Origin of the sequence: Qipengyuania xiamenensis, assembly GCF_019711495.1 — a bacterium.
Lineage (GTDB): Bacteria > Pseudomonadota > Alphaproteobacteria > Sphingomonadales > Sphingomonadaceae > Qipengyuania > Qipengyuania xiamenensis.
Window position 1 is genome coordinate 16,153 of the sequence record NZ_JAIGNM010000003.1, and the last position, 24,092, is coordinate 40,244.

General features: G+C 63.0%; 18 protein-coding genes. 12 read left to right on the top strand and 6 right to left on the bottom strand.

Features of this window, described 5'->3' with window-relative positions:
- The first annotated feature begins 36 nt into the window (after positions 1–36).
- From K3165_RS11545 to K3165_RS11580, 8 genes are all read left to right on the top strand, one after another.
- On the top strand, positions 37–1,074 hold the full coding sequence (locus K3165_RS11545; protein ID WP_221549052.1) for a peptidylprolyl isomerase: 1,038 nt from the start codon (positions 37–39) through the stop codon (positions 1,072–1,074).
- Positions 1,071–1,388 carry a DUF1905 domain-containing protein gene (locus tag K3165_RS11550; protein WP_221549053.1) on the top strand — a complete coding sequence of 106 codons (318 nt, stop codon included), beginning with the start codon at positions 1,071–1,073 and terminating at the stop codon, positions 1,386–1,388. Before K3165_RS11545 ends, K3165_RS11550 begins: the two co-directional genes overlap by 4 nt.
- Before the next feature lie 508 nt (positions 1,389–1,896).
- Entirely contained in the window at positions 1,897–4,419 is a 2,523-nt protein-coding gene (locus tag K3165_RS11555; protein WP_221549054.1) for an ATP-binding protein, read from the top strand.
- Complete coding sequence (locus K3165_RS11560) at positions 4,416–4,802, top strand: response regulator (RefSeq protein WP_221549055.1); 387 nt, start codon at positions 4,416–4,418, stop codon at positions 4,800–4,802. The genes K3165_RS11555 and K3165_RS11560 overlap by 4 nt, the downstream gene beginning before the upstream one ends.
- Before the next feature lie 19 nt (positions 4,803–4,821).
- Positions 4,822–7,362 (top strand): poly-gamma-glutamate biosynthesis protein PgsC/CapC, encoded by a 2,541-nt coding sequence (locus K3165_RS11565; protein ID WP_221549056.1) that lies wholly within the window; start codon positions 4,822–4,824, stop codon positions 7,360–7,362.
- Positions 7,359–8,159 carry a hypothetical protein gene (locus K3165_RS11570; RefSeq protein ID WP_221549057.1) on the top strand — a complete coding sequence of 267 codons (801 nt, stop codon included), beginning with the start codon at positions 7,359–7,361 and terminating at the stop codon, positions 8,157–8,159. The genes K3165_RS11565 and K3165_RS11570 overlap by 4 nt, the downstream gene beginning before the upstream one ends.
- Positions 8,160–8,197: 38 nt before the next feature.
- Positions 8,198–9,037, top strand: a complete 840-nt coding sequence (locus tag K3165_RS11575; RefSeq protein ID WP_221549058.1) for a hypothetical protein — start codon at positions 8,198–8,200, stop codon at positions 9,035–9,037.
- Positions 9,038–9,087: 50 nt separating this feature from the next.
- Positions 9,088–13,200: a hypothetical protein gene (locus K3165_RS11580; RefSeq protein ID WP_221549059.1), complete on the top strand. Its 4,113-nt coding sequence runs from the start codon at positions 9,088–9,090 to the stop codon at positions 13,198–13,200.
- A 9-nt stretch (positions 13,201–13,209) separates the two neighbouring features.
- Here the strand turns inward: K3165_RS11580 and K3165_RS11585 are convergent, their stop codons facing one another.
- On the bottom strand, positions 13,210–14,103 hold the full coding sequence (locus K3165_RS11585) for a hypothetical protein (protein WP_221549060.1): 894 nt from the start codon (positions 14,101–14,103) through the stop codon (positions 13,210–13,212).
- A gap of 35 nt (positions 14,104–14,138) precedes the next feature.
- Positions 14,139–15,833: an ATP-binding protein gene (locus tag K3165_RS11590; RefSeq protein WP_221549061.1), complete on the bottom strand. Its 1,695-nt coding sequence runs from the start codon at positions 15,831–15,833 to the stop codon at positions 14,139–14,141.
- 301 nt (positions 15,834–16,134) lie between these two features.
- Here K3165_RS11590 and K3165_RS11595 point away from each other — a divergent pair, with 301 nt between their 5' ends.
- From K3165_RS11595 to K3165_RS11605, 3 genes are read left to right on the top strand one after another with little or no spacing between them, the layout of a single operon-like run.
- Positions 16,135–16,677 carry a peptidylprolyl isomerase gene (locus tag K3165_RS11595; RefSeq protein WP_221549062.1) on the top strand — a complete coding sequence of 181 codons (543 nt, stop codon included), beginning with the start codon at positions 16,135–16,137 and terminating at the stop codon, positions 16,675–16,677.
- A gap of 51 nt (positions 16,678–16,728) precedes the next feature.
- Positions 16,729–17,139: a peptidylprolyl isomerase gene (locus K3165_RS11600; protein ID WP_345721223.1), complete on the top strand. Its 411-nt coding sequence runs from the start codon at positions 16,729–16,731 to the stop codon at positions 17,137–17,139.
- Entirely contained in the window at positions 17,136–17,453 is a 318-nt protein-coding gene (locus K3165_RS11605) for a DUF1905 domain-containing protein (RefSeq protein WP_221549064.1), read from the top strand. The genes K3165_RS11600 and K3165_RS11605 overlap by 4 nt, the downstream gene beginning before the upstream one ends.
- Here K3165_RS11605 and K3165_RS11610 read toward each other — a convergent pair.
- The 4 genes from K3165_RS11610 to K3165_RS11625 all read right to left on the bottom strand — a co-directional run bounded on the left by K3165_RS11610 (position 17,450) and on the right by K3165_RS11625 (position 22,953).
- On the bottom strand, positions 17,450–17,815 hold the full coding sequence (locus K3165_RS11610; RefSeq protein WP_221549065.1) for a VOC family protein: 366 nt from the start codon (positions 17,813–17,815) through the stop codon (positions 17,450–17,452). The two genes, K3165_RS11605 and K3165_RS11610, sit on opposite strands and share 4 nt — an antisense overlap.
- The gene (locus K3165_RS11615; RefSeq protein WP_221549066.1) at positions 17,812–19,905 is read right to left on the bottom strand and encodes a RelA/SpoT family protein; all 2,094 of its coding nucleotides are present in this window, start codon (positions 19,903–19,905) and stop codon (positions 17,812–17,814) included. Before K3165_RS11615 ends, K3165_RS11610 begins: the two co-directional genes overlap by 4 nt.
- Before the next feature lie 49 nt (positions 19,906–19,954).
- Positions 19,955–20,938 (bottom strand): hypothetical protein, encoded by a 984-nt coding sequence (locus K3165_RS11620; RefSeq protein WP_221549067.1) that lies wholly within the window; start codon positions 20,936–20,938, stop codon positions 19,955–19,957.
- 89 nt (positions 20,939–21,027) lie between these two features.
- Positions 21,028–22,953 (bottom strand): M1 family metallopeptidase, encoded by a 1,926-nt coding sequence (locus tag K3165_RS11625; protein ID WP_221549068.1) that lies wholly within the window; start codon positions 22,951–22,953, stop codon positions 21,028–21,030.
- Between the two features lie 176 nt (positions 22,954–23,129).
- On the opposite strand from K3165_RS11625, the gene K3165_RS11630 reads away from it, so the two are divergent.
- On the top strand, positions 23,130–24,026 hold the full coding sequence (locus tag K3165_RS11630) for a glycoside hydrolase family 16 protein (protein ID WP_221549069.1): 897 nt from the start codon (positions 23,130–23,132) through the stop codon (positions 24,024–24,026).
- The last annotated feature ends 66 nt before the right edge of the window (positions 24,027–24,092 follow it).

Genomic DNA, 24,092 nt, shown 5'->3' on the forward strand with positions numbered 1-24,092 from the left:
TTTTCTTTTGCGTGGGCGGTGGCAAGTTGCGCCCCCATGACCAAGCACCTGATTTCGCTCGCCGCAGCGCTCGCGCTCGCCACTCCCTCCATTGCGCAGGGGGATACCGAGACCCCGCCCAGCCCGAACGAAATCGTCGCCCAAGCGCAGGCAGACGAATGGGTGGCAATCGCGCCGGAAGACCTGCTGGTGATGACGCTGGCACCCGATGCCGAGGGCAACGAGCGCAAGGTCGTGATCCAGCTGATGCCCGCGCCCTTCAGCGAGGCCTGGACCGCCAACATCCGCACCTTTGCGCGCAGCGGCTGGTATGACGACATCACCGTCAACCGCGTGCAGGACAATTACGTCGTCCAGTGGGGCGATGCGAATTACGACAATCCGGAAGCCGAAGGGGAACCGAAGGGGTTACCGACGGGCCTTCTTCAAACGAGCGAGGATCAGTACACGATCGGCTTCAAGACCCTCGATGCATTGGAAGATAATAGTCCGGGGCAAGATGGGTCTAGTCAGACCAAAACCGGACTGGGAGCACCCGCTGGTTCGGATTTCAATGAGGATCCAGGAATACACGAAAAGGACCCTTACGCACCTTGGGTCCAGTTTTGGGATGGCTGGCCTATAGGTGCCGAGTTTGAAGGGGAGAATCCGCCGTTCTGGCCAGTCCACTGCTACGGAATGGTCGGCGTCGGCCGGAACTATTCTCCCGACGCTGGCACCGGAGCCGAACTCTATACGGTGATCGGCCATGCACCGCGCCACCTCGACCGCAATATCGCACTGGTGGGACGGATCGTCGAAGGCATCGAGCACCTTTCCAGCCTTCCGCGCGGCAAGGGTGTGCTTGGTTTTTACGAGGATGAGAGCCGTCGCCCCCCGATCCTGACGGTTCGTGTGGCAAGCGACCTGGCGGACGCTCAGAAGCCCCGCTTCGAATACCTGTCCACCGAAACCGAATCTTTCGCTCGCTATGCCAACGCCCGTGCGAACCGTAGCGATCCTTTTTTCATCTATCCGACTGGCGGCGCGGACATCTGTAACATCCCAGTGCCCATCCGCCGCGTGGCGGAGTGAGCGAGAGCCTTGCCTGCACCCTTCCCTTGACGCGCTGGCAGGGGGATCGCGGGACCTATCACCTCGTCACGATTAGCGTTGAAATCGCCGAGGCCATTGCGGCACACGCACTGATGCACAGGCTCGAATTCGGCACGCAGCGTGGCTTCGGTTCGGTCAAGGTCATGGCCGAGATAGGCACCTCGCGTTGGAAGACCTCGGTCTTCCCGCAGAACGGCAAGACCGAATGGGTCTTATTGATATCGAAGAAGGTGATGTCCGCCGAAGGCCTTGCCGAAGGTGACAGCGTCCCGCTCGAGCTCGATTTGCTCTAGAGCTTTTCCATCAGCTCGATGCGGTTGCCGAAGGGATCTGTTATCCTAGCAAGCCAAGACCTCGCGCCTTTCCCGCTGATCTGGAGCAAGAGGTTGCCGCCAAGTGTATGACGGCCCTCGTGTTTGAGCCTGCTGACTTCACTTTCGGTAAGATTGCGTCGGGCCATCTTCTCCCACACCTTTCCCCACAATGGGCACTGGAAGCTGCTGGACCATATTGGAGTACGCAGCAGTTTTGCTTATAAATTAGAGGGTTAGCTATTGGCAGGTTATCCGTACTGGACTAGCGGAAGGCGGACTCCCTCTCCCTCACGGATGCACTCGCTTCACCGATTTTAGAAGCACTTTTGCTTTCGGGCTCAATGTCGTGGTGCAGATCACCCTTTTGCCCGTTGACACTGACCGAGACAGTGCCAAGCCTTTCGTCTGGAAATAGGGGCTGCGAATTCTTGGTCTTGCTGACATTTCAGGCCTCAATGCACTGAGGCGGCTGCAGAGACACCTGGGGTTGGACCGGTTCTACCTCATGCCCGGCATGCTGGCTGCGCTGGCAGCTGCAATCCTACATCTCTCGGGCCTCTTCCAATCGACCGATGGCGGCGTCTTCGACAGACTATCAGTCCGCGGCACGGCCGAGGAGCCTGCAGTCACGCTGATCAGGCTCAACGATGAAGTGAGCGCAAACGCACTGGTGCGGGCAAGTCTCGCGCTCGGCGCCGAGCGTGTCGTTTTCCTGTCCGATCCCGGCTCCGACCTCGACCGCCTCGCTCCTGGCGAACGCGAGCGCACGGTGATCGGCTTTCCGGCACCGCGCCTGTCCGGCCGCCTGCCATCCGAACTGCTTGCAGCGGCACGGCGCCAAAAAGGCGAACTCGTACGCACACCCATCGCCCGCCCGGTCGCCGAATACGGTATCCACCGCTCGCAAAATGCCTGGATCGAAAGCGAGGAGGGCGAGGTCGCACTGCTCGAGCCGGTGGCCGCAGGCCGTGAGCCGAGCAGGCGCACATACTACATCCCCATGCCGCGCTCGCTCTCCTTCGCTCAGCTTTCGTCCGACCAGCTGGTCAGCGCCGATTTCGTTGAAGGCGATCTTGAAGGCATGACTGTCATTGTCGCGCGTCCGGAAGAACTCTCCGGCAACCTGCTGACGACCCCCATCAGCCCCAACCTTGCAGCAGTATCTCGGGCACAGTTTGCCGCCTACGCCGTCCAGGCACTGGCGGCAGGCCGCGAGGCGACCAAACCCGGCAATCTTGCCGCAGTCCTGCTTATCCTGTTTGCCGCGATGCTGAGCGCACTTGCCGCGATTCTGCTGAGGAAACGGCATATCTCGGCCGCAATTGCGCTCTCGCTTTGTGTTTTCGCAGGTATTGCAGGCTGGATCATGCTCGAGGCGGCGGGTGTCATCCTGCCCTTCGGCGCAATCTGGACTGCTGTGGCGCTGGCATGGCTCGGGACGATCATGTTCCTAGAGCGTCGCAAGGACAGCAAGCTGGAAAGCTCCGTGGTAGGCGCGATCGAGCAGACCATCTCACACACGGCCTTTTCGAACCGGGACAACCTTCCCGCGCTTCTCGTCGCAACGGCGGAGATGGTGGGCATCGAGCGCATGCTGCTGGTGCGCACTGCCGATCCCCTCTCGCCTAATCCGCCGGCCACCTTCAACGCCGAAATCTCCGACTTCGCTGGCGACGTTCAGGGCGAGCTCGCAAGGCTGGCCTCGCGCCTGGCTGAAGGAAGGTCGCTACCGGTGCGTGGCCTGCTCTCCGACTGGCCCGGGCAAGTCCGTCTGCGTGCGATCGGATACGAGGACAAGCCGCTCTATTGGCTCTACACTTTCGGTGACAGTCCCGATGCCGAACTTGGCGAATACATCGCCGCAAATCTCGCCCAAAGCTTTGTGACGATGCAGAAGTTGCACGCGAGCCTGTCCGCCCAGCAACGCGGCCGCCGTGCGGTGGACCCGGTCGATTTCCGCGTCGTCAGCGCGATTGGGCTGATCTCGCGCAACAGCCGCCAGCTGCGCAAGGCGATCGACCAGCTCAATTCCTCGGTCATGGCATTCGATGTGGTCGGCTTCCCTCTGCATGCGAGCCCGCAGATGGTCGATTTGCTGGAAGCTTCGGGCATGAACCCGCACACCGCGCTGCTTTCCGAAATCATCGAGAACCTCACCGAATTGACCAAGGGACAAGTCGAGGCGCTGCTGCGCGATATTCTGCGCGAAGGCGGCGAGGCTTCGGCCCCGATGCGGCAGATCGCAGGCGTCAGCGCCACGCTGAGAGTATCGTGTCCCGACCCGGCGCGGGCGTCACACGAAAGCATCGTCGTGCTCGAAGCCTTCGACACCTCTGACCTCGCACGGCTTTACGACCTGCGCGGTGCGATCACGGATTTCATCGACGTCCAGATGCGCAACGATCTCGAGACGATCGCGCTTGCCGCTGCGCTGGCCAAGAAAGCCGTCGGCGACAAGAAGCGCGGCAAACGCATGATCGAGCGGATCGTGGCGGCATCGCAGGCCGCGACCGACCGGCTCAACGCGATGAACGACCTTGCGCGCAACCAGCCGGTCTCACGCGATGACATGCCCCACCCCATCCAGTTGAGGTCGATTGCCGAAAACGTCGGAGAAAGGCTCGCCGATTTCGCGGGTCGCTACGATGTGCAACTGGATTTCGAACTGCCGGCAGTCTCCGGCTATTCGGTCGGCGACCCGTTGATCCTGGCGCGCATGTTCGAGGCGCTGCTGAGGCTCGTCATTACCGACAGCCCGCAACACAGCGCGGTGACTTTCTCGCTGGCCGAAGACGAGTTACGCTCGGCTATCGAGATCAGCGGCGGCTTCGGCATGGACCGCGCGCGGCTCCGCCAAGCGATCGCGAACCCGCCGCGCCACGACATTCCCGAGTTCCTGATCGTGAGCGAAAGCGCGCGCACCCTGTCCAGCTGGGGCGGCGAATTCGCTTACGATAGTGAAACCGGCAAGGGGTATACCTTCCAGCTTAGCTTGAGGCGGATTGCATGACGACCAAGGCCATCCTGATAGTCGACGACGATGAACTGCGCTGCGAACTGCTGGCGGAACTGCTGCGGGACGAAGGCTACGCCGTGCGGATCGCAAATGACGGTGTCGACGGGCTCGACGAGCTGGAGCGCGAGGCAACCGATATCGTTCTGCTCGACATCATCATGCCGCGCATGGACGGTATCCGCTTCTTGCAGGTCCTACCGCAGCGGATCGAGAACCCGCCTCCCGTGCTCGTGATTTCCGGATCGATGGATTCGGTGGGCGGCAAGACGCTGGAGGAAATGAACGTCGCCGGGACTGTCCGCAAACCGGTCGACCCGGCAACCTTGATCGAAACCATCGAGACGGCGCTTTCGCAAGGCGCAGTTTCGAGCGACTGACCGGACAGGCGCACGAACGATGACGATCCCCATATTCCCCGAAGGTGGGCTTGCCAGCTCGGTGATCACCACCGTCTGGGTGGGCGTGTTCGTCGTCTGCTTCTTCAACCTTCGCTTCGGCTGGGTCCTCTCCGGCCTCGTCGTGCCCGGCTACCTCGTGCCGCTCGTGATCCTTAAGCCGCTCGCAGCGGGCGTTATCATTCTCGAGGCCGTGATCACCTATCTGATCGTCTACGCCTTCTCGGAAAAGCTGGGCCGGGGGCGATGGCACAGCGTCTTCGGGCGCGACCGCTTCGTTGCGCTGGTCATCGCTAGTATCGCGGTGCGCCTCACGATGGACGGATGGCTGCTGCCGCTCTTTGCAGATTGGCTCGGCGACCGCGTCGGGCAATTTGACTGGCGCAATAACCTGCAGAGCCTGGGCCTCGTGATCGTCTCACTGCTGGCGAACCAGTTCTGGAAGCCTGGCCTAATGCGCGGGCTTTTTGCGGCGCTGGTGACCACCGGGATAACCTATATTATCGTACGCTTCGGCCTGATGGAATTCACGAACTTCCGGATCAGCGGGATTTCCTACCTCTACGAAGGGCTCGCCAGCTCGATCCTCGCCAGCCCCAAGGCCTATATTATCCTGACCATTACCGCGATGCTCGCGAGCCGGATGAACCTCAGGTACGGGTGGGATTTCTCGGGCGTGCTCATCCCTGCCCTGATCGCCCTCCAGTGGTACCAGCCGAGCAAGATCCTCACCTCGTTCATCGAGGCGGGCGTGATCTATTCGATAGCCAGCCTGGTGCTGCGCACGCCGATCTTCGCCAACACGACGATCGAGGGCGCGCGCAAGATCCTGCTCTTCTTCAACATTGCCTTCATCTACAAGCTGCTGCTGGGCTATGCGGTCGTGGCCTTCTCGATCGACATCAAGATGACCGACCTGTTCGGTTTCGGCTACCTTCTGTCCACGCTCATCGCGATCAAGGCGCACGACAAGAATATCTTCCCGCGCCTCCTGCGTTCGACCTTGCAGGTCTCTCTGGTTGGCGCGGCGCTGGGCAATATCGCGGGTTTCGTGCTTTCGGCTGCCGTGCCCGGCGCGGCACGCGGCTTCAGCGAGCTGACGAGCCCCACGGCAGAAAAGCGCGGCCGCTACGCTGCCCTCGCGCTGGCCGCGGCGACAGGCGATGCGCATTTGCGCGATATCCGCGGAACCGGCGCGGAGCTTGCCGCCGGCGATGCTGGCGAACTCGGCCGGCTGATCGCGCTGGCAGAGGCCAATGCTGGATCCTCGTTCCTGCGCGAAACATACGACGCAGCGGGCTGGACCATGCGTGCGCTGAGCGATGACCGCCTTCTGATCCAGCGAGCAGACGGTTTCGGGCGCGATTCTCTAGTTTTCTACAGCATGGCCGAGAACGACATTTCCGTGATCGTGCCCGATCCGGCCGCCGCGCCGGGCCTAGCCATGACAGCGCTCGCACTGCGCGAGCAGCAGGATGCGCGCTGGGTCGTTATCGGATCGCCGCTCGGTCCGACCGGTCGCGCCGAACGCAGCCTCGTGTCGGCTTTCGCCAATGCCAGCTCGACGAGGCCGGTGGTGCTGATCGCGGGCGAGAATGACGAGGGCCCGGGACAGCTGACCCTCGCCGGTCGGGCCGCCGCCGCGCTCGACCTGATAGCCCTCCGCATGGCCCTGCCCGGCATCGATGTGGATTTCGGTGCGCCGCCAGCGAGCTATGCGGAGCTTGTCGCGAGCGACGCGGTCACACTGGCCCTGCGCCCGGCGGGCGTGAATGCCCTGCTCGCCTCCGACCAGCCGCAGATCGGCGCGCCGGAAGCATGTATTGTCGAACCTGTTACGACTGAAGAGGACATCCTCCTCGTCGAGCTCGCCTATTTGCGTTTCGAGGTTTTCGAGCCGCTGCTCGCCGCGCTCGACCGGGGGGAGCGCCCCGACCTCGCAATCGCCAATGCCGACCTGCTCGATTTCAAGCTCGAACGCTGCGCGATGGACGACACGCCCGTATGGAAGCTCGCCGCCGCCGACGGGAGCAGCGGGACCTTCTTCATCGCGGAGGATGCGGGTAACGATTTCGTCCTTCAGGCCAATGCAGGCCAGTCGACGACAGTCGCGATCGGCAGGTCGCTGCTGGCAAGGTCCGGCGCTGCAGCACTTCTCGTTGCGCCCGGTGTCGGCAGCACGTCGGACAGCCAGCGCAGCAGCTTCGGAGTCGCTACCGAGGTGCTGCTGCGCGCTTCTGATAGCGAAACCGGAGCCAGGCTGGCCCAATTGCGCGAAGCACGTGGCAAGGATGCCATGATGCCGGACGGCGCGTCGATTGTGATCGCGCCGGATGTTTTCTCCGGCGATGGCTCGTCGGCCGAACCCTTCGTAGCCCTTGCCCGTGCTGCCGGCCTTACGCCTGCCGTTTCGGACCGCTCGCGCCGCCTGTCCGCCTTCGAGGCCGGGCGCAATCGCAGCCTTCGCGCGCTCGACCTCGTCGAAGGCGGTCGATACGCCATCTTCTGGACACCGGACCCGTCAAAGGAGGCGTTACGGTGACGCTCAGCCTCACCCAGATTGGACGGATCGTTATCGCCATCCTGCTGCTTCCTGCAGCGGGCCTCTTCGTTGCGTCGAACGACCGGCTGAGCGCAGGCGCGGCGAGCCTACTTGGCGTCGTCGGGGTCAACCGTGTCGACGATGCGCGCCGCACGATGGTCTACCGGCTCGATCCCGAACGCGGAACCGTCTTCACCTTCAGCGGAGAACGCCAGCAGATCAGGCTCCTCTCCTCGGTCGGGATCGCGGCGGATGCGCCCACCGATACCCAAGGATGGATCTACGGCTTCCGCATCTCCTTCCTCTCCGGCACCGGAAACATTCTCGGCGAATACGACATCTATTCACAGGCGATGCTCCCCGAGATGATGGAGGAAGATAGCCCATTGCGGTTCCTGCGCACCTCGGACGAGAGGATCAGCACCCTTGACGAAACCTTCGTCGAGGCTCCAGCAGGAACGGCGCGAGTATCGATCGTGGCGCTCGATGCGGATGAAGGTGTGACTGGCATCGACATCCGTGTCTACGAACGCCAGCCGCTCACCGATGCGGGCGCGATGGTCGCCTTCCTGCGGCGCAGTCCCGGAGAGCAGCGACAGCTTGTGAGCGGATCAGCTTTTCCACCCGACACGCTCAACGAAAACGAAACGCGGACAATTGCCCGCAAGAGCTGGCGCCCGATCGGTCCGGGCGGCATTGCCGGAGAAGCCTACGATCTCGTGGTGGTCTACGAGGTCGACCCCGAATATGACGAGCCACAGGAAGAAGTCGAAGCGGAGGCGCCGGTCACGCCATGACGGTGATATCGCGCCCTCGTGCCGTGCTCGCAAGCATCATGATCATTTCCGCAGCCCTTGCCGCCCTCTATTTCGAGCCGCTCTCGCGGGCGATCGCCATCGCCAATCCCGATGCCGATGCCACGCACGAGGCGCGCATCGAGTTCGCCCGCGCCATCGAGGCACCACGCTCGGAAGACTGGCACGAAGCGGTGCGCAAACAGGGCCTTGAGCCATCGATTATCGACGACCCGATCCCCGCCACCCGCATCGAGGAAATCGACGATGATTGCGTGGGGCGCGGGTCCTACCTGCTCTCGCATGACGAAGGCGTGCGCCCGCTCCTGATCTCCGCCCCACATCGCGGCTTTGACCGGCACACAGGCACGCTCGCGCTGCAGCTCGTCGGCGAAGGGGGGCTCGCCGCAGGGGCTTGGAATTCAGCGCCGCGAAAGGCACGCGAGGATTGCCGAAATGCAGCAGATCTTGCGCGAAGCCCGCTCAACCATTTCACTGCTTTCTCGCTCGCCTTTTCGGACAGCTATCCTGCCGGTCGCATCGTTCAGCTTCACGGGTTCGACCGAAGCGTGCGCCAGTCGCAGGCAGGCGCCGAGGCCGACGTAATCCTGAGCAACGGCACGGAAAATGCTAGCGAGATCCTGCTCGACATTGCCGATTGCATGAGCGCAACCTTCGCCCGCCGCAACGTGCTCGTCTATCCCAACGACGTCCGCGAGCTGGGCGCCCTAACCAACGCACAAGGACAGGCACTGCGCGAAGACGGTTTCGGCAGTTTCGTGCACGTCGAACTCTCGCTCTCCCTGCGGCGCGAACTCGTCGGTGATCCCGAAACGCGGCGAGCGTTTCTCGGGTGCCTATCGATCGGTATCATCGGGTGAGAGAGATCGAGCGCCTCTACCGGCAGGGACTCGTTGCGAGCACCAACCCCATGCGCGCCCGCCTTGATGCGGACCTAATGGAGGCGCTGGAGGCGTACGGAAACCGCCACGGATCGGAAGCCGAGAGCCCGGGTGAGCTCATCGCGATCCCGGCTGGCTTTGCCTCCGAACAGCTCGACCGTCTCGCGCAATTGCAGCAGGCGCGGCAGGCCTTTGCCGTGCGCTACGACAAGGCGCTCGACGATCGCGAAAGAAACGCTGCGATATTGCAGTTCGCCGAAGTGATGGGGGCCACCGGGTCGCAGGCCCGCTCCGATGCGCGCTTTGTCGGCGAGCCCTTCGATATCGACGCAGTTCTCGAGCGTTTCCGCAGGCGGCGCGGCCAGTGTGAGCGAGCGCTCAGTTTCGCCGCTGAACGGCTGGCGGCGATGGCCACCAGCGTTCAGTCGCATATGGAGATGGCCGACTGGCACCTAGCCCTCTCCACCCATGCCGCGCCTGCACTCGAGCGGTTGCGTGCCTATGACGGCGATCCGCGCGTACGCGCTGCGGCCTATCGCTGCCTTGCTCGCCTCGGTCAGGCGGCCGAGCATGCACGCGATAATTTCTGGATCGACGCCTCGCTCCGCGATGTTCGGCGTGCCTCGCTGGACAATACCGAAGATTGCTGGGTCCAGTGCGAAGCGCTAGAGGCGCTCTTCAGGCTCGACCCCAAATCGGTCGACGGGATCCTCGAGCGCCGTCTAGCGGCCCCGAGTACTAACGGCACCACGTTGGTCGACAACAACCGCATATTCGTCCGCCGCAGGATCGCCTTCCTGCTGGCGACCCACCTTGCCGAAAACCGACAGCTGGAAGCGCATCACGCCCGAATCTCGGGGGACGAGGATGGCGCTGTCAGGCAGGCCGTAGCCGAGAGCCTTCCGCTAATGCCGCGCGAGATTGCACGCAGCAGCGCAAGCCTGCTGGTCAAGGACCTCGACGCGCAGGTCAGGGCAACCTTGTTGGCGCGCGTCGGGCTGCTTGCCCCCACGCTCGGCGGACAGGAAACGCTCGATCTCATCCTCGAGCTGCTCGACGATGATGACGACGAATTCGTCACCCGCTGCGCAATCGCGGCGAGCGGCGAGTTCATCGACTGGGCCATTGCCGGCGGCGAGCCCGAGACGCGCGACTGGGCGAAGTCGCTTCGACGTCAGCTCGGAAATATCCGCCAGTCCGAGGCCAAGCCGCGTGTACGCCGCTGGGCGGGCGAGGCTAGCGAGAGGATTTGGCTCGCCTGCAGCGAGGAAAGCCGCGAAGTCGCCACCATCCTGCTCGACGCGGCGCACCGGACAAGCGAGGGCAAGTCAACCCGCCTTCCCGAGATCGCGACATTCCTCAGCGAGAACGAAGCGCTGGTCGGGCGCGTCATGGCAGTGCTCGCGCAGCAAGATTTCGGCCTTTCGCTGAGCAACGGAAAGGTCCCGCGCCTGACCCGCGGGGAAGTATTCGAGCGGCGTGTCTGGCGCACCCTTTACGAGCTGAAACAGGGTGCGACCGACAAGCGGCAGGCGTTCTACCACACCATCGGACGCGTCTTCCGGGGCACGGTCATCGCTCCGTCCGCGCTTCTTGCCGAACTCGCGCCGACCGCCGTTCCGGGCGAACCGCTGCACATCGCGTCGGACGGTGGTTGGCGCAATTACATCCCCCTGCCCGACCTTACTCTTTCGGTCGTCGACCAGGGCGAAGGGGCACGCATTTACACCAGCGAGGGCATCACCACGCTGTCCCCGCCCAAGGCGTTGAAAGAGCGCTTCAAGATCTGGTGGCAGATCACGCGCAATTTCGCCGAGCTGGCGGAACTCAGGAACACCGACCCGCGTGCATATGTCGAACGGCTGACCAAGCTTGGCCTCGCCATCGAGCACCAGCCTTACCCCGAAAAGAAGGGCGATAGGGTCGGACCGGCGCAGGACCCGGGCGTCACTCGGCTGTTCGATGTCGCAGGCGTGATCATGGTCATCCCGCTCCTGTGGGACGAGGTCGCTACGTATGTCGCGACTGTCTACGAGAACTCGCTTGTCGAGCTCGCAATTTTCCTGCTGATCCTCGCGCTCTATTTCTTCGGGCGGCACGTTTGGAAGGCCTACCGCGTCCGGCAGTACCGGCGCAGCATTGCACTCTCGCTCGGTGGCTGGGGCACTCGCGGCAAATCCGGCACCGAACGATTGAAAGCGGCGCTTATGAACTCGCTCGGCGCACCGCTAGTCTCCAAGACAACCGGCTGCGAGGCGATGTTCCTGCTGGGCGAGCCCTATGGCGATCTCACCGAGCTGTTCCTGTTCCGCCCCTATGACAAGGCGACCATCTGGGAGCAGGCCGACCTGCTTGCGATCGCCGAGGGCGTGGGTGCGCGGACCTTCCTGTGGGAATGCATGGCGCTCAATCCCAGCTTCGTGAAAATCCTCCAGCGCGACTGGATGAAGGACGATATCGCCACCATCACCAATACATTCCCCGATCACGAGGACGTACAGGGTCCGGCGGGCCGCAACGTGGCCGAGGTCATATGCGAGTTCGTGCCGGAAGATTCGATCATCGTGACCTCCGAGGAAGAGATGCTTCCACTGCTGGAGGCGCGCGCGCAGAGCTTCGGCACGCTGGTCAGAATCGTGGGCTGGCGCGATGCGGGCCTGCTGCACAAGCGCCTGCTCGATCGCTTCCCCTATTCCGAACATCCCAACAACATCGCGCTGGTCAATTCCATGGGCCGCGAGCTCGGCCTCGACCGGGATTACTGCATTAAGGAAATGGCCGACCGCGTGGTGGCTGACCTCGGCGTTCTCAAGGTCTATCCGAAGGCCGAAGTCGACGGCGCGACGCTCGAATTCGTAATGGGCATGTCTGCGAACGAGCGCTTCGGCGCGATGGGCAATTGGACGCGGATGGGCTTTGCCGACCACGATCTCTCGAGCGATCCGGGCGTGTTCGTGACCACGGTTGTCAACAACCGCGCCGACCGCGTGCCGCGTTCACGCGTATTCGCGAGCATGATTGTCAACGACATTAGCGCCGACCGGCATTTCCTCATCGGATCGAACATCGAAGGCCTGCTCGATTTCATCCACCAAGAATGGGACGACTACGCCGCCTCGATCGACCTCGCCGCTGCCGAGGGTGGAACAGAAGAGGCATTCGATGCGCTAATGAAGCGGCATCGCATCCCGCGTTCGCGCAAGGAAATCGAGTGGCTCCTCACCGCCATGCTCATCGAGCAGGGCGAACACTACACCGCAGCCTATATCGCAGCATGGCGGAAGGGCGAACTGGACACTGCGCTCACAGAAAACCTCGCGCCCGACATCGCTGCGCGGATGTCCGCGCATATCGCTTTGCTCGACCAGCGGCTCGAGACCTGCCTTGCGCTCCGCGGCATGCTCGACGGGGACCTCGATGTGCTGCACGCGAGGCTTGGCGAGGTACTGCGTGAACGTTTCCTCACCAGCCTGGTGCCGGTGCGCGACTATTACACCAAAGGCGATACGCTCGTGCGCCAGATCGCGCGCGAGACGCCGCCGGGGCTCCACAATCGGATCATGGGCCTGCAGAACATCAAGGGCACCGGGCTTGACTTCGTCTACACATGGCAGGCCTGGGACGCGGTCCATGCAGCCTGCGAGGCTCTGGTGGGAGACGACCCGGGAGCCGTCGAGGCAGGTCTCCAGACGCTTTCCGGCTTCCATGAATTCAATGCGCTTGCCGAAGCGAAAGTCCGCGCGACCGTCGCCGAGGTCGAGACACGCGGGACCATAACCGATGCGAGCGCCGCGCGCTCGCTTGCCGCGATTGTCGAGCGGATGGACGAGCAGCTCAGCCGCCGGAAGGCCGATTTCGAAAACCGCCCCGACCAAGAGGAGACCAAGAAGGCTCGCTCGATCGCTTCGTGGCTCACCGATTTCAGCGAGGGCTTCCTCGATGCGAGCGACGCCATCCGCAGGCGCAAGGCGGCTGAGCGAGTATATCGCGCGGTCATGGCCGAGCAGATCAGCAGTGCGCGCGCCGCGCTCGAGCTCAAGCGCCTGACGATAAGACAGAAAGGTGGCTGGCTGAGCGGTTGGCTGACCGAAACGAGCAATCGCCTGCGCGACCTGCCGGCACGATTTACCCGCAAGGGCTAGGTCCCGGCCCTAGAAGCGGTAGCCGACCTCGAGCGAGAGGCGCGGCGTACTGCCATCGAAGCGCTCGTCGTTGCTCGTGCGCATTTCGTATCCCGCACGAGCGCGCCCGAAGATCCCGGTCGCACGCCCGTAATCGACGCCGATTTGCGGCGTGATCGCATTGTCCTGCCGCGTCGCACCCGTGGCGTCGCCGCGAGCGATACGGCCGGGGAACTTCCATGTACGAATGTCGACGCTGGCGCGGCCGCGGAACATGCGGCTGACGGGGCGGCTGTATTCGATCGAACCCGAGATGCGGTTGTAGTCGCGCTCATCGTCGGTGCTGTCGATCTTGTCGGCAAAGCCACCTACGCGCAACCAGTGGTAGGAGCCGAGACGGCGATTGTAATGCCCCCCGAAGCGCGTGCCCGTCCCATCGGTCGGGACAAGCTGATCGTATTGCCGCTTGCGATATTCGCCATAGGCTAGGAAGCGGTTGTCGTCGGCTTCCCATTTCACCTGCGCTCGGGCGCGCTGTTGGTCGGCAGACAGGGCTTCGACGAAGACGAGATTCTGCGAATAGACACCGCGCAGCGAGATCTCGAAAAACTCGCCGAAATCGCGCGCGATGCCCATCTCGCCCTGCAGAACTTGGCGGTTTTCGCGCTCCTCGTCCAGATACTGGAAGACGCCCGCCGAACCCTTGACCCAGAACCGCAGGATGCTGAAATCCTTTTCGCCGCGCAGCGACACATCCGCCCCGAAACCTGAGCTGTCGAACTCGTCATTCTGCAGGATGTCGCGCTTGGCGGCCACGCCGCGCGTCGAGACCGACCCTGTGAATTCGCTGTCGGCAATTGCTGGCTCGCTGGCGAGCAGATTCGCTGCGATGACCGGAAGGACTATGATGCGGGCGGCGTTCAAGGTGGGATACTCCGGAAGGTTTGGCGCGGCGCGCTTCAGGCGCTCAGCAACACGCGCAGATTGTCCAATTGATCGACATCCACGCTCTCGGGCGATGTCCTCAAGTGGTCGTCCAGCTCGCTACAGCGCGTCCCGAGATCGGCCTCACCAAATAAGGAGGCGACACCGGCAATCTGGTGCAGCTGGCGGATCAGGTCTTCGAGCGAACAGCCGTCGAACTCTCCGGACGCCACGGCCTTGTCGATGGCTATCAGCGCAAGCGCCTTCCGCTCGGCAAAACGGCGCGAAAGGCCGGCGCTCGGCTGCGCGGCCGGATTAGCGGTCGCCGCTGCTGGCGAGGCCTTAAGCCATGTGTCAAGAGCGGCGGCCAGTGTCTGGAGCTCGAGCGGTTTGGCAAGCGAGGCCTGCATTCCGGCATCACGGCTCTCCCCTGCGTATTCTGTACCGACATCTGCGGAAAGCGCTAGGATCGGCAGCTTCTCGGCCCCGATCCCTGCCTCGCGAATGGCTTTTGCGGCCGTCAAGCCATCGATCATAGGAAGCCGGCGGTCCATCAATACGAGATCGAATGGCTCGCCTGCCTTCTCGGCGTGACGGACCTGCTCGATTGCCTGCTGGCCGTCTGCGACGATCTCGGCCTGATGACCCATGTGGTGGAGCAGGCCGCGCGTGACCTGCTGGCTAACCGGATCGTCCTCGGCGACGAGAATGCGTGCGGCTTGCATCCTCGCGGGGGCGAAATCGACCTGTGCGGCTTCGTGGTCCTCGCTTTCGGGCGCATCGGAAGCTGTCAGAGGTAGCGTGATGGTGAAGGTCGAGCCGACGCCCGGCTCGCTCTCAACCGAAATGGCCCCTCCGAGCAATTCGGCAAGCTGGGCGCTGATGGTCAGACCGAGACCGCTGCCACCGTAGTGGCGATCGGTGTCGTTCTCTGCCTGCGTGAATTTCTCGAAAATCCGGTCGAGCTTGTCGGCGGCGATCCCGATGCCGGTATCAGTTACCGCAATGCAGACGGCCCTGCCCCCGTCCGCCACACGTGCGGTGACGTCGATCCTGCCGCTATGCGTGAACTTCACGGCATTGCCGACGAGGTTTAGCATGATCTGACGCAGGCGCGTGGGGTCGCTTTCGATCCTCTTTGGTACCCTGTCGTCGACTGCCAGTTCGAGGGTCAGCCCCTTGCGCGCCGCGACCGGCATCATCATCGTGAGTGCAGCGCCGAGCTTTTGGCGCAGGTCGAAGCTTTCGGACACTACGTGGATTTGCCCCGCCTCGATCCGCGCAAAGTCGATCAGCTCGTTCAGCAGCGCGAGCATGGCGCGACCGGAATCGGCCAGCATTTCCAGACTGCCGCGTTCCTGCCCGTCGAGATTGCCTGCAAGCAGCACCTCGGTAAAGCCGATCACCCCGTTCATCAGTGTGCGGATTTCGTGGCTCATGTCGGCGAGGAACGATGCATTCGTCTCGACTGCGGCATCGGCGTGCGCACGTTCCGCAGCAATCTCCAGCGCCGCACGGCGTGTTTGCTCGGACAGCCAGAAGATCAGTGAGCCGACGACTACGGCCTGCGCGATCCAGAACGCCGTCATCCATTCGCTGCCCTGCAGGAAATGGGATAGGGCGAAGGCCGAGAGCCCATAGATCGCACCCGTAAAAACGGCAGCAGCAACGCTTCGGGAAACGGCATAGCCGCCCGGGAAAAGTCGCTGAATAAGTGCACCCGTCTTCATATCCTCACTCACATGGCAGGATATGGTTAACAATCTGATAGTGGCCGTTACGCCCGGAGAGCGCGCCGCCATCGGTGATCCCCAAAGGGCGTTTGCGACGAACCGAGGGAACCGGCTACGCAAGGTCGGCGTAACTATGTTAAGCCTGCAGAAGTCGCGGTGCTGCGCGGAATGGCATTCCCTGCGAACACAGCTACAGAGCCCCTTCCCGCCCTTCAAAACGCGCGGGAGGGGGGCTTCGGGTAAAGCGCTGGCAGTGTCTCCGCCCATAACCAAAAATCTACATCCGCTAGCCACTGTGATGGCTCTTGCCGCCCCTCTCGCCGCCCAGAATGAAGGCGAAGTTGCGGCCGGCCCAAACCAGATCGTCGAGCAGGCCGATGATGTTGAATGGATACCGATAGTGCCGGAGCACCTGCTCGTCATGAAGCTCACGCCAGACGCCGAGGGCAACGAGCGCGAGTTCGTGATCCAGCTGCTGCCCGCGCCCTTTAGCGAGGTATGGACCGAAAACTTACGGATCTCCGCACGCACAGGATGGTACGATGACATCACCGTCAACCGCGTACAGGACAGTTACGTAGTACAGTGGGGCGATGCTAACTACGAAAATCCGGAAGCCGAAGGGGAACCGAAGAAACTTCCAGCCGGTCTCGGAAAGACGGACGATAACAACTACGCGGTATCTTTCGAGGACGCGGATCAGCAACTCGTCGATAGGCGCCAATTCCGTATCTTCTGGGAAAATTTTCGTGAGGCGAACGGGCTTTCGATCAATGACGTCCATCGTTCGTCACATGACGACCGGCCAAAGTTCAGCGACGTTGCCTATGCGCGCGCCTGAGCCTTCCATGAAGGCAGGCCCTACGCGACCGACCTCAAGGAGGCCTGGCCGATCCATTGCTACGGCATGGTAGGCATGGGGCGTAACTATTCCCCCAATGCGGGAACCGGATCGGAACTTTACACAGTCATCGGCCATGCGCCGCGCCACCTCGACCGCAATATCGCGCTGGTGGGACGGATCGTCGAAGGCATCGAGCACCTTTCCAGCCTTCCGCGCGGCAAGGGTGTGCTTGGTTTTTACGAGGATGAGAGCCGTCGCACCCCGATCCTGACGGTTCGTGTGGCAAGCGACCTGCCCGCGGCCGAACAGCCGCTATTCGAGTATCTCGACAGCGGGAGCAAGACTTTCGCTCGGTATGCAGAAGCGCGCGCCAACCGCCGTGATCCGTTCTTCAACGTGCCTGCTGGCGCAGCCGATGTCTGCAGCGTGACCGTGCCCATCCGCCGCGTGGCGGAGTGAGCGAGAGCCTTGCCTGCACCCTTCCCTTGACGCGCTGGCAGGGGGATCGCGGGACCTATCACCTCGTCACGATTAGCGTTGAAATCGCCGAGGCCATTGCGGCACACGCACTGATGCACAGGCTCGAATTCGGCACGCAGCGTGGCTTCGGTTCGGTCAAGGTCATGGCCGAGATAGGCACCTCGCGTTGGAAGACCTCGGTGTTCCCGCAGAACGGCAAGACCGAATGGGTCTTATTGATATCGAAGAAGGTGATGCCCGCCGAAGGCCTTGCCGAAGGTGACAGCGTCCCGCTCGAGCTCGAATTGCTCTAAAGCTTTTCCATCAGCTCGATGCGGTTGCCGAAGGGGTCCTTGATGTCCCCGCGGCGATAGCCTTCCAGTTTCTTGCCCGGCTTGAAATCGACGCCGGATGCTTCGAGCTTCGCCACCAGCGCGCCGAGGTTTTCGACCAGCAGGGCCGGATGTGCGCGGCGCGCGGGCAGGAACCCGTCCTCTACACCGCAATGGATCGAGATGCCTTCGCCCTCGAACCAGCAGCCACCGTTGAGCGCGAGGTGCGCGGGCTTGGCGACTTCTTCCAGCCCCATGACGCCGGTCCAGAATTCGCGCGCATGCGGTTCGCCGCCGTGGGGCATGGCGAGTTGCACGTGGTCGATGCCGGTAATCAGGCTCATGCGCGCTCCGCCTGTGCAACGGCATCGCTGGCGCGCAGGGCGCTGAGGATGCGCGTAAGGTGCGCGAGGTCGGCGACTTCGAGATCGACCTCGTAGGTTGTGAAGGGATGGTCGAGCTGCGTCTGCTCGAGGCTTTTCACATTGACCGCGTTTTGCGCGAATATGCCCGCCATCTCGGCCAGCGTGCCGGGGCGGTCGTAAAGCGTCACACGCAACCGGCCGACGGCACCGCGCGAACGGCGACCCCATGAAAGGTCGAGCCAGTCGTTGTCGATGCCCGTTGCAAGCTCGTGGCAATCGATGGCGTGAACCTCGACCGCCTTGTCCTGCTGGCGTAGGCCGACGATGCGGTCGCCGGGGACGGGGTGGCAGCATTCGGCAAGATTGTATCCCACACCCGGGGTGAGACCACGGATCGAGAGCGACTTGCCACTGCGCAGCCATTCGTCATCCTCGTCGGCCATGCCTTCTGTGCAGCCCGGAACCAGCGCCTCCATAACGGCACGGTCGGTGATCTTGGCCGCGCCGATCGCGTAGAACAGGTCTTCCGGCTCTTCCATGTCGAGGCGCTTCAGTGCCTCGCGCAACGCCTTCTTGCCGATCTTGGCAGGCACGCGGGTGACGATCTCGTCATAGAGTTTCTGGCCGAGGTCGGCGATCTCGCCGCGTTCCTTCAGGCGTACTGCGCGGCGGATCGCGGCGCGCGCCTTGCCCGTGACGACGAAGCCCAGCCAGCTCATCTGTGGCTCGGCATTCTTGCCCTTGATGATCTCCACCACGTCGCCGTTGTTGAGCTGAGTACGCAGCGGCATGTGGCGCCCGTTGATCTTCGCCCCGACCGTCTGCGCGCCGAGATCGGTGTGGACGGCAAAGGCGAAGTCGACCGCGGTCGAACCCTTGGGCAGCTGGTGCAGCGCGCCCTTGGGGGTGAAGGCAAAGATACGATCCTGGTAAATCGCCATACGCGTATGCTCGAGCAGTTCCTCGGCATCGTGGCTCGCATCGACGATCTCGATCAGGTCGCGCAGCCAGCCGACCTGTCCGTCAGGCCGTTCCGCCTGCTTGTAGGCCCAGTGGGCAGCGAGGCCGAACTCGTTCGTACGGTGCATGTCGCGCGTGCGGATCTGCACTTCGACACGCATCGATTTGCCATAGATCAGCGAGGTGTGGAGACTGCGATACCCGTTGGTCTTGGGCGTCGAGATGTAGTCCTTGAACTTGCCCGGGAGGAACTGCCACGTCGTGTGGAGCACGCCCATCGCGCGGTAGCAATCGGCCACATCGTCGCAGATGACGCGGAAGGCCATGATGTCGGTGACCTGCTCGAAGGACACGTGGCGCTCGGCCATCTTGCGCCAGATCGAATAGGGATGCTTCTCGCGGCCCGAGACTTCGACGTGCAGGCCTGTTTCGGCAAGCGCATGCTTCATGTCGAGCGCGATAGCATCGACCTGCCCGCCGTCCTGTTCGCGGATTTGCTGCAGCCGCTTGGTGATCGTAGCGTAGGCTTCGGGCTCGAGCTGCTCGAAAGCGAGCAGCTGCATTTCGCGCATGTATTCATACATGCCCACACGCTCTGCCAGCGGGGCGTAGATATCCATCGTCTCGCGCGCGATGCGCTGGCGCTTCTCCGGCTTCTTGATGAAGTGGAGCGTGCGCATGTTGTGCAGCCGGTCGCCCAGCTTCACCAACAGCACGCGGATATCCTCGCTCATGGCGAGCAGGAACTTGCGCAGGTTTTCGGCCGCACGCTCGTTCTCGGGCATCTGCTCGATCTTGGAGAGCTTGGTCACCCCGTCGACCAGCCGCGCGACATCCTTGCCGAAATTCGCCTCGATATCGTCGATCGTGGCGAGCGTATCCTCGACCGTGTCGTGGAGCAGCGCGGTGGCGATGGTCTCCTGGTCGAGCTTGAGGTCGGTCATCAGGCCGGCGACTTCGACCGGGTGGCTGAAATAGGGATCGCCCGATGCGCGCGTCTGCGTGCCGTGCTTCTGCACCGTATAGACATAGGCGCGGTTCAGCATCGCCTCGTCGGCGTCGGGGTCATATTCGAGGACCCGCTCTACGAGTTCGTACTGGCGCAGCATGGTCCGGCCACGATGTGAGCAAACCTTGCTGCATTGCAACGGGAAAATCTCAGATTCTGTGTTCGAGTGCCTCGAAAAACGGCGCTGGCTGGTCGAGACGGAATGCGACACGCCGGATCAGGCGCTTCCGGGCGAGAAAACCGGCGTGTTCGAGCGGGCGGGAAAGCGTCAGGACAATGTTCGGATGCGACAGGATCGCAGCGTTCAAAACGTCGCCACGTTTCGTCTCCGCATCACTGATGGCGCCTCCGATCCCCTCGATCGCATCGAAGGGGACATGGAAATCGACGATTGTGCCGGACCGCACCCTTACACCGGACTGATCGATCAGGATGGGCTTCAGGCGGAAAGCCTTCATCAGCGCGATGAGGAACAGCGCACCCCAGATACCAAGCGCAAGCAGGACCAGCGCAGCACGTTCGCTCCAGTGGCTGACGAGCAGGTCGACCACGAGGATCTCGCTGACCTGCAGCACGAGGAAAGCCGCGATCATCGGATTGACGACGCGGTGATATTCGAAGGCTTTCGCACCGTGCGGCACATCGGGCGCCGCGCCCCAGCTGAACAGCGCCAGCCGCAGCATCGCGCTTTCATGGGCGGCGAAGGTGACGAGGCGTGCAGGCAGGATTTCGCCGAGCGCCTTCTCCACCGAACGCGTGGCGCGCCAGCGGCGTAGCGCGAGCAGCAGGCTCCACCCGAGATAGGCGGCAAGCGTCAGCACCATCGCCGCGACAACCGCATTCATGCCGAGAAGGGCCTCGCGTACCGGCGTCGCCGCGGCGAGCGTGGCGACGATGCACCCGGCCGCAATCGCCCCCAGCAATGCGCGCATGCCCGGCCTGTTCGCCGGAGCCTTGGCGATCAGGGCCAGCGCCAGCGCATCGGCGCACAGCCACAGGAAAAGCAGCGCTGCGGTTCGCGGATTGCCTGCCGCCAGCTCGCTATGGGTCGCGAAACGTCCCGCCGTTATGGCGAGCAGCGGAGCGAGCAAGAGAAGGACCGGACCGGCAAGCGAGACTACGCGAAGCTGCATTCGACATCTCCCTGTCTTCAGGGAGAGCTATCGCGCCTTCCTTTCCCGATCAATCTCAAGGCCTGCACCGGCAAGTGCAGGCCGCGCAATCAATCTTCCGCCATCACCCGGTCGACACCGGCGCGGGTGACCGCATGGTAGCTCTCGCGGGTCTTGGCATAGATGCGCGTTGCGATCGGCCTGCCCCATTCGCCTTCATTCCAGAGTACGGCGAAGAGCGGTCGGACGAACTTGGCGCGGCCGACTTCGGAAAGGAACGCCTCGACCTTCGCGACCGCAGGCTCGTAGCGGTTTTCCAGCGCCATCTCGAGCCACAGGAACAGGATCTCGTTATTGCCTGTCGCCGAAAGGCCGAGTGCTGTGTCGAGCGCAGCCAGCTGGCCGTGCGAGAGATCTGCCGGAAGGTTGTCGAGGAAACGCATCTGTTCAGCAGCGGTCCAGCCCGCATAGGCGGCGGGGATGGTGCCGTTGGCGGCGTATGCCGAAACGGCACCGTCCACCTCGGCGAAGGCGGCCGGATCGGGCTTGGCCACATTGGACGGCAGGCCCGGCTCGAAAATCCACGACCGCAGCATGAGCGCTTCTTCCTCGGCCACACCGCTCACGAGGTTTTCCATCATATCCTCGTAGAACATTTCGCTGGTCGCGGGCTGGAAGGCGTGACTGTCGAACCACTGGCGTAGCCAAGCATCGAAGCGCTCGCGGCCGACCGTGCGTTCGACCGTGCGCAGGAAGAACGCGCCCTTGTCATAGGCGATCGCACTTCCAAGCTGGTAACCGCCATCGGTGCTCAGCGCGGTGCCGGGAGCATCCTCTCCCACCTCGGCCAAGGTTTCGAGGATATTGGCGTACATGAGCGCCGCTTCCTGTTCGGCGCGCTGCTTGCCGTAGACTTCCTCGACGATGCGGTTCTCGAAATAGGTCGTGACACCTTCGTTGAGCCAGCTATCGCCCCAGACCGCATTGGTGACGAGGTTGCCCGACCAGCTGTGTGCCAGCTCGTGCGCGACGAGGCCGTTGTTCGAACGGTTGCCCGCGATGAAGGTCGGCGTCAGGAAAGTCATCACCGGGTTTTCCATCCCGCCATAGGGGAAGGCCGGCGGCAGGATGATCATGTCGTAGCGGCCCCAGCGATATTCGCCGTAGAGGCCCTCTGCCGCGACGACCATTTCCTCGGTGTCGGCGACTTCCCGATGTGCCCGGTCGAGGACGGAGGGCTCTGCCCAGACGCCGGTGCGCGGGCCGATTGCCTTGAAGTCGATATCGCCCGCAGCGAGCGCGATCAGGTACGGCGGCACCGGCTTGTCCATCACGAAGGTGAAGGCGCGGCGACCGTCGCCGAGGTCTTCCGGTTCACTCTGCACGACACCGCTCATGACGACGTCGAGCGGCTTGGGTGCGGTAATGCGCGCTACCCATGTCTGGCGGATGCCCGGGCTGTCCTGCGTCGGGATCCACGTCCGGTTGAGGATCGCCTGCCCCTGGCTGAAGAGGAAGGGATGCTCGCCGCCCGCGGTCTGCTCGGGCGTGAGCCACTGGAGCGCAGCCGCTTCGGGTGCGGCTTCATAGGTCAGCGTGATCCGGCGCGGGTTTCCGGCCTCTTCGCCGATCGCGATCGATACGGGCAGACCCTTGCCGTCTTCACCGGTGCCGTCGCCGGTGTGGAAGTAAAGCGGCTGTCCGTCGGCATCGGTTACCGAGGTGATCTGCAAGCCGTTGCTGTCGAGGACGAGTTCGTCCGCACCTTCGCGGGCAGCAATGTCGAGCGTGGCCGTGCCGTTGACGCGCTTGGCATCGAAATCGAGATCGAGATCGAGCGCGACATGCGTCACCCGCGCGACCTGCGGCTGCGCATAGGTGAGGGTGTCGAGTGCCTCGGGGCCGGTCAGGATCGGCGAGACCATCGGCTCCGGCATTGCGGTCGACAGTTCGGGCTGGACCGCCGAGCCGGTGCAGGCGGCTGTGGCGATGACGATGGCAAGGCTCGAGGCAAGGTTGAACGCGGTGCGACGCATGTTTTTCTCTCCGGGTAGGTCATCGCCGGCACAAGGGCGGCATGAGCAAGTGTGCCGCGTCCTATCGACGATCTCGCCGCGCCTTTCCACCCCGCGCACTGAAAACGTACCCACGGACTCGCCAAACGCGCTAGAATGCGTATTGATAACGTTCACAAGATTATTGGGAGGCCCTGATGAACCGCTTTTCGACTTTCGCACTGACCTGCGCGCTGGGCGCCACAGCGATGACTGCAGGCTGCACGGCGGGTGCCGATACAGACGCGGGCGAGGCTGGCGATACCGCGACCGAGCGTGAGCTCCTTTTCGCAGACGAGTTCGATGCCGACACGCTCGACCGCGACAAGTGGATCGTCATCGGCACCGATTTCTGGGTCAATAACGAACAGCAGGCCTATATCGATGACCCTGCCGTCATCGCCTTCACCGACGAAGCCGAGGGCGCGGACGGCGGGGCGCTGATTCTGCGCCCCGTGTTCAAGCCGGGCGAAGACCCCAAGGCAGAGCGCAATGCCCCCTTCGTGTCGGGCCGCATCGAGAGCCAGGGCAAGTTCGACTTCACCCACGGCCGCGCCGAAGCGCGTATCAAGCTACCCGACAATGTCGGCGTCTGGCCTGCCTTCTGGCTGCTCGGCAACGACCAGTGGCCGGGCACGGGCGAAATCGACATCATGGAATATGTCGGCGAGAAGGACTGGATCGGCGTCGCACTCCACGGTCCGGGCTATTCGGGCGAGACCCCGCTCGTGAACAAGTACTTCTTCCCCGAAGGCGAGGACGTGACCGACTGGCACGTCTATGCCGTGGAATGGACCGACCAGCAGATCGACTTCATGGTCGACGACCACGTGCTTTACCGCGTGACCAAGCCGATGGTCGAAAACTACGGCGAATGGCGCTTCGACAACGACAAGTACCTGATCCTCAACTTCGCCATGGGCGGTGCCTATCCGTTCAAGACGAACGGTATCGAGGAGCCCTATAACGGCATCTCGCAGGCAACGGTCGATGCGGTCAAGGCAGGCGAAGTCGAGATGCTAGTCGACTGGGTTCGGGTCTACGCGCCGAAGTAAACTTGCACCGCGCGCAACACTTGGTGCGCGCTGTCGATTGGCACAGCCGGCATTCTTAGATTAGGA

Coding starts and splice junctions, on each gene's coding strand:
- K3165_RS11545 (WP_221549052.1), top strand. CDS start 37: ATGACCAAGCACCTGATTTCGCTCGCCGCAGCGCTCGCGCTCGCCACT.
- K3165_RS11560 (WP_221549055.1), top strand. CDS start 4,416: ATGACGACCAAGGCCATCCTGATAGTCGACGACGATGAACTGCGCTGC.
- K3165_RS11565 (WP_221549056.1), top strand. CDS start 4,822: ATGACGATCCCCATATTCCCCGAAGGTGGGCTTGCCAGCTCGGTGATC.
- K3165_RS11575 (WP_221549058.1), top strand. CDS start 8,198: ATGATCATTTCCGCAGCCCTTGCCGCCCTCTATTTCGAGCCGCTCTCG.
- K3165_RS11580 (WP_221549059.1), top strand. CDS start 9,088: ATGCGCGCCCGCCTTGATGCGGACCTAATGGAGGCGCTGGAGGCGTAC.
- K3165_RS11590 (WP_221549061.1), bottom strand. CDS start 15,833: ATGAAGACGGGTGCACTTATTCAGCGACTTTTCCCGGGCGGCTATGCC.
- K3165_RS11595 (WP_221549062.1), top strand. CDS start 16,135: ATGGCTCTTGCCGCCCCTCTCGCCGCCCAGAATGAAGGCGAAGTTGCG.
- K3165_RS11610 (WP_221549065.1), bottom strand. CDS start 17,815: ATGAGCCTGATTACCGGCATCGACCACGTGCAACTCGCCATGCCCCAC.
- K3165_RS11615 (WP_221549066.1), bottom strand. CDS start 19,905: ATGCTGCGCCAGTACGAACTCGTAGAGCGGGTCCTCGAATATGACCCC.
- K3165_RS11620 (WP_221549067.1), bottom strand. CDS start 20,938: ATGCAGCTTCGCGTAGTCTCGCTTGCCGGTCCGGTCCTTCTCTTGCTC.
- K3165_RS11625 (WP_221549068.1), bottom strand. CDS start 22,953: ATGCGTCGCACCGCGTTCAACCTTGCCTCGAGCCTTGCCATCGTCATC.
- K3165_RS11630 (WP_221549069.1), top strand. CDS start 23,130: ATGAACCGCTTTTCGACTTTCGCACTGACCTGCGCGCTGGGCGCCACA.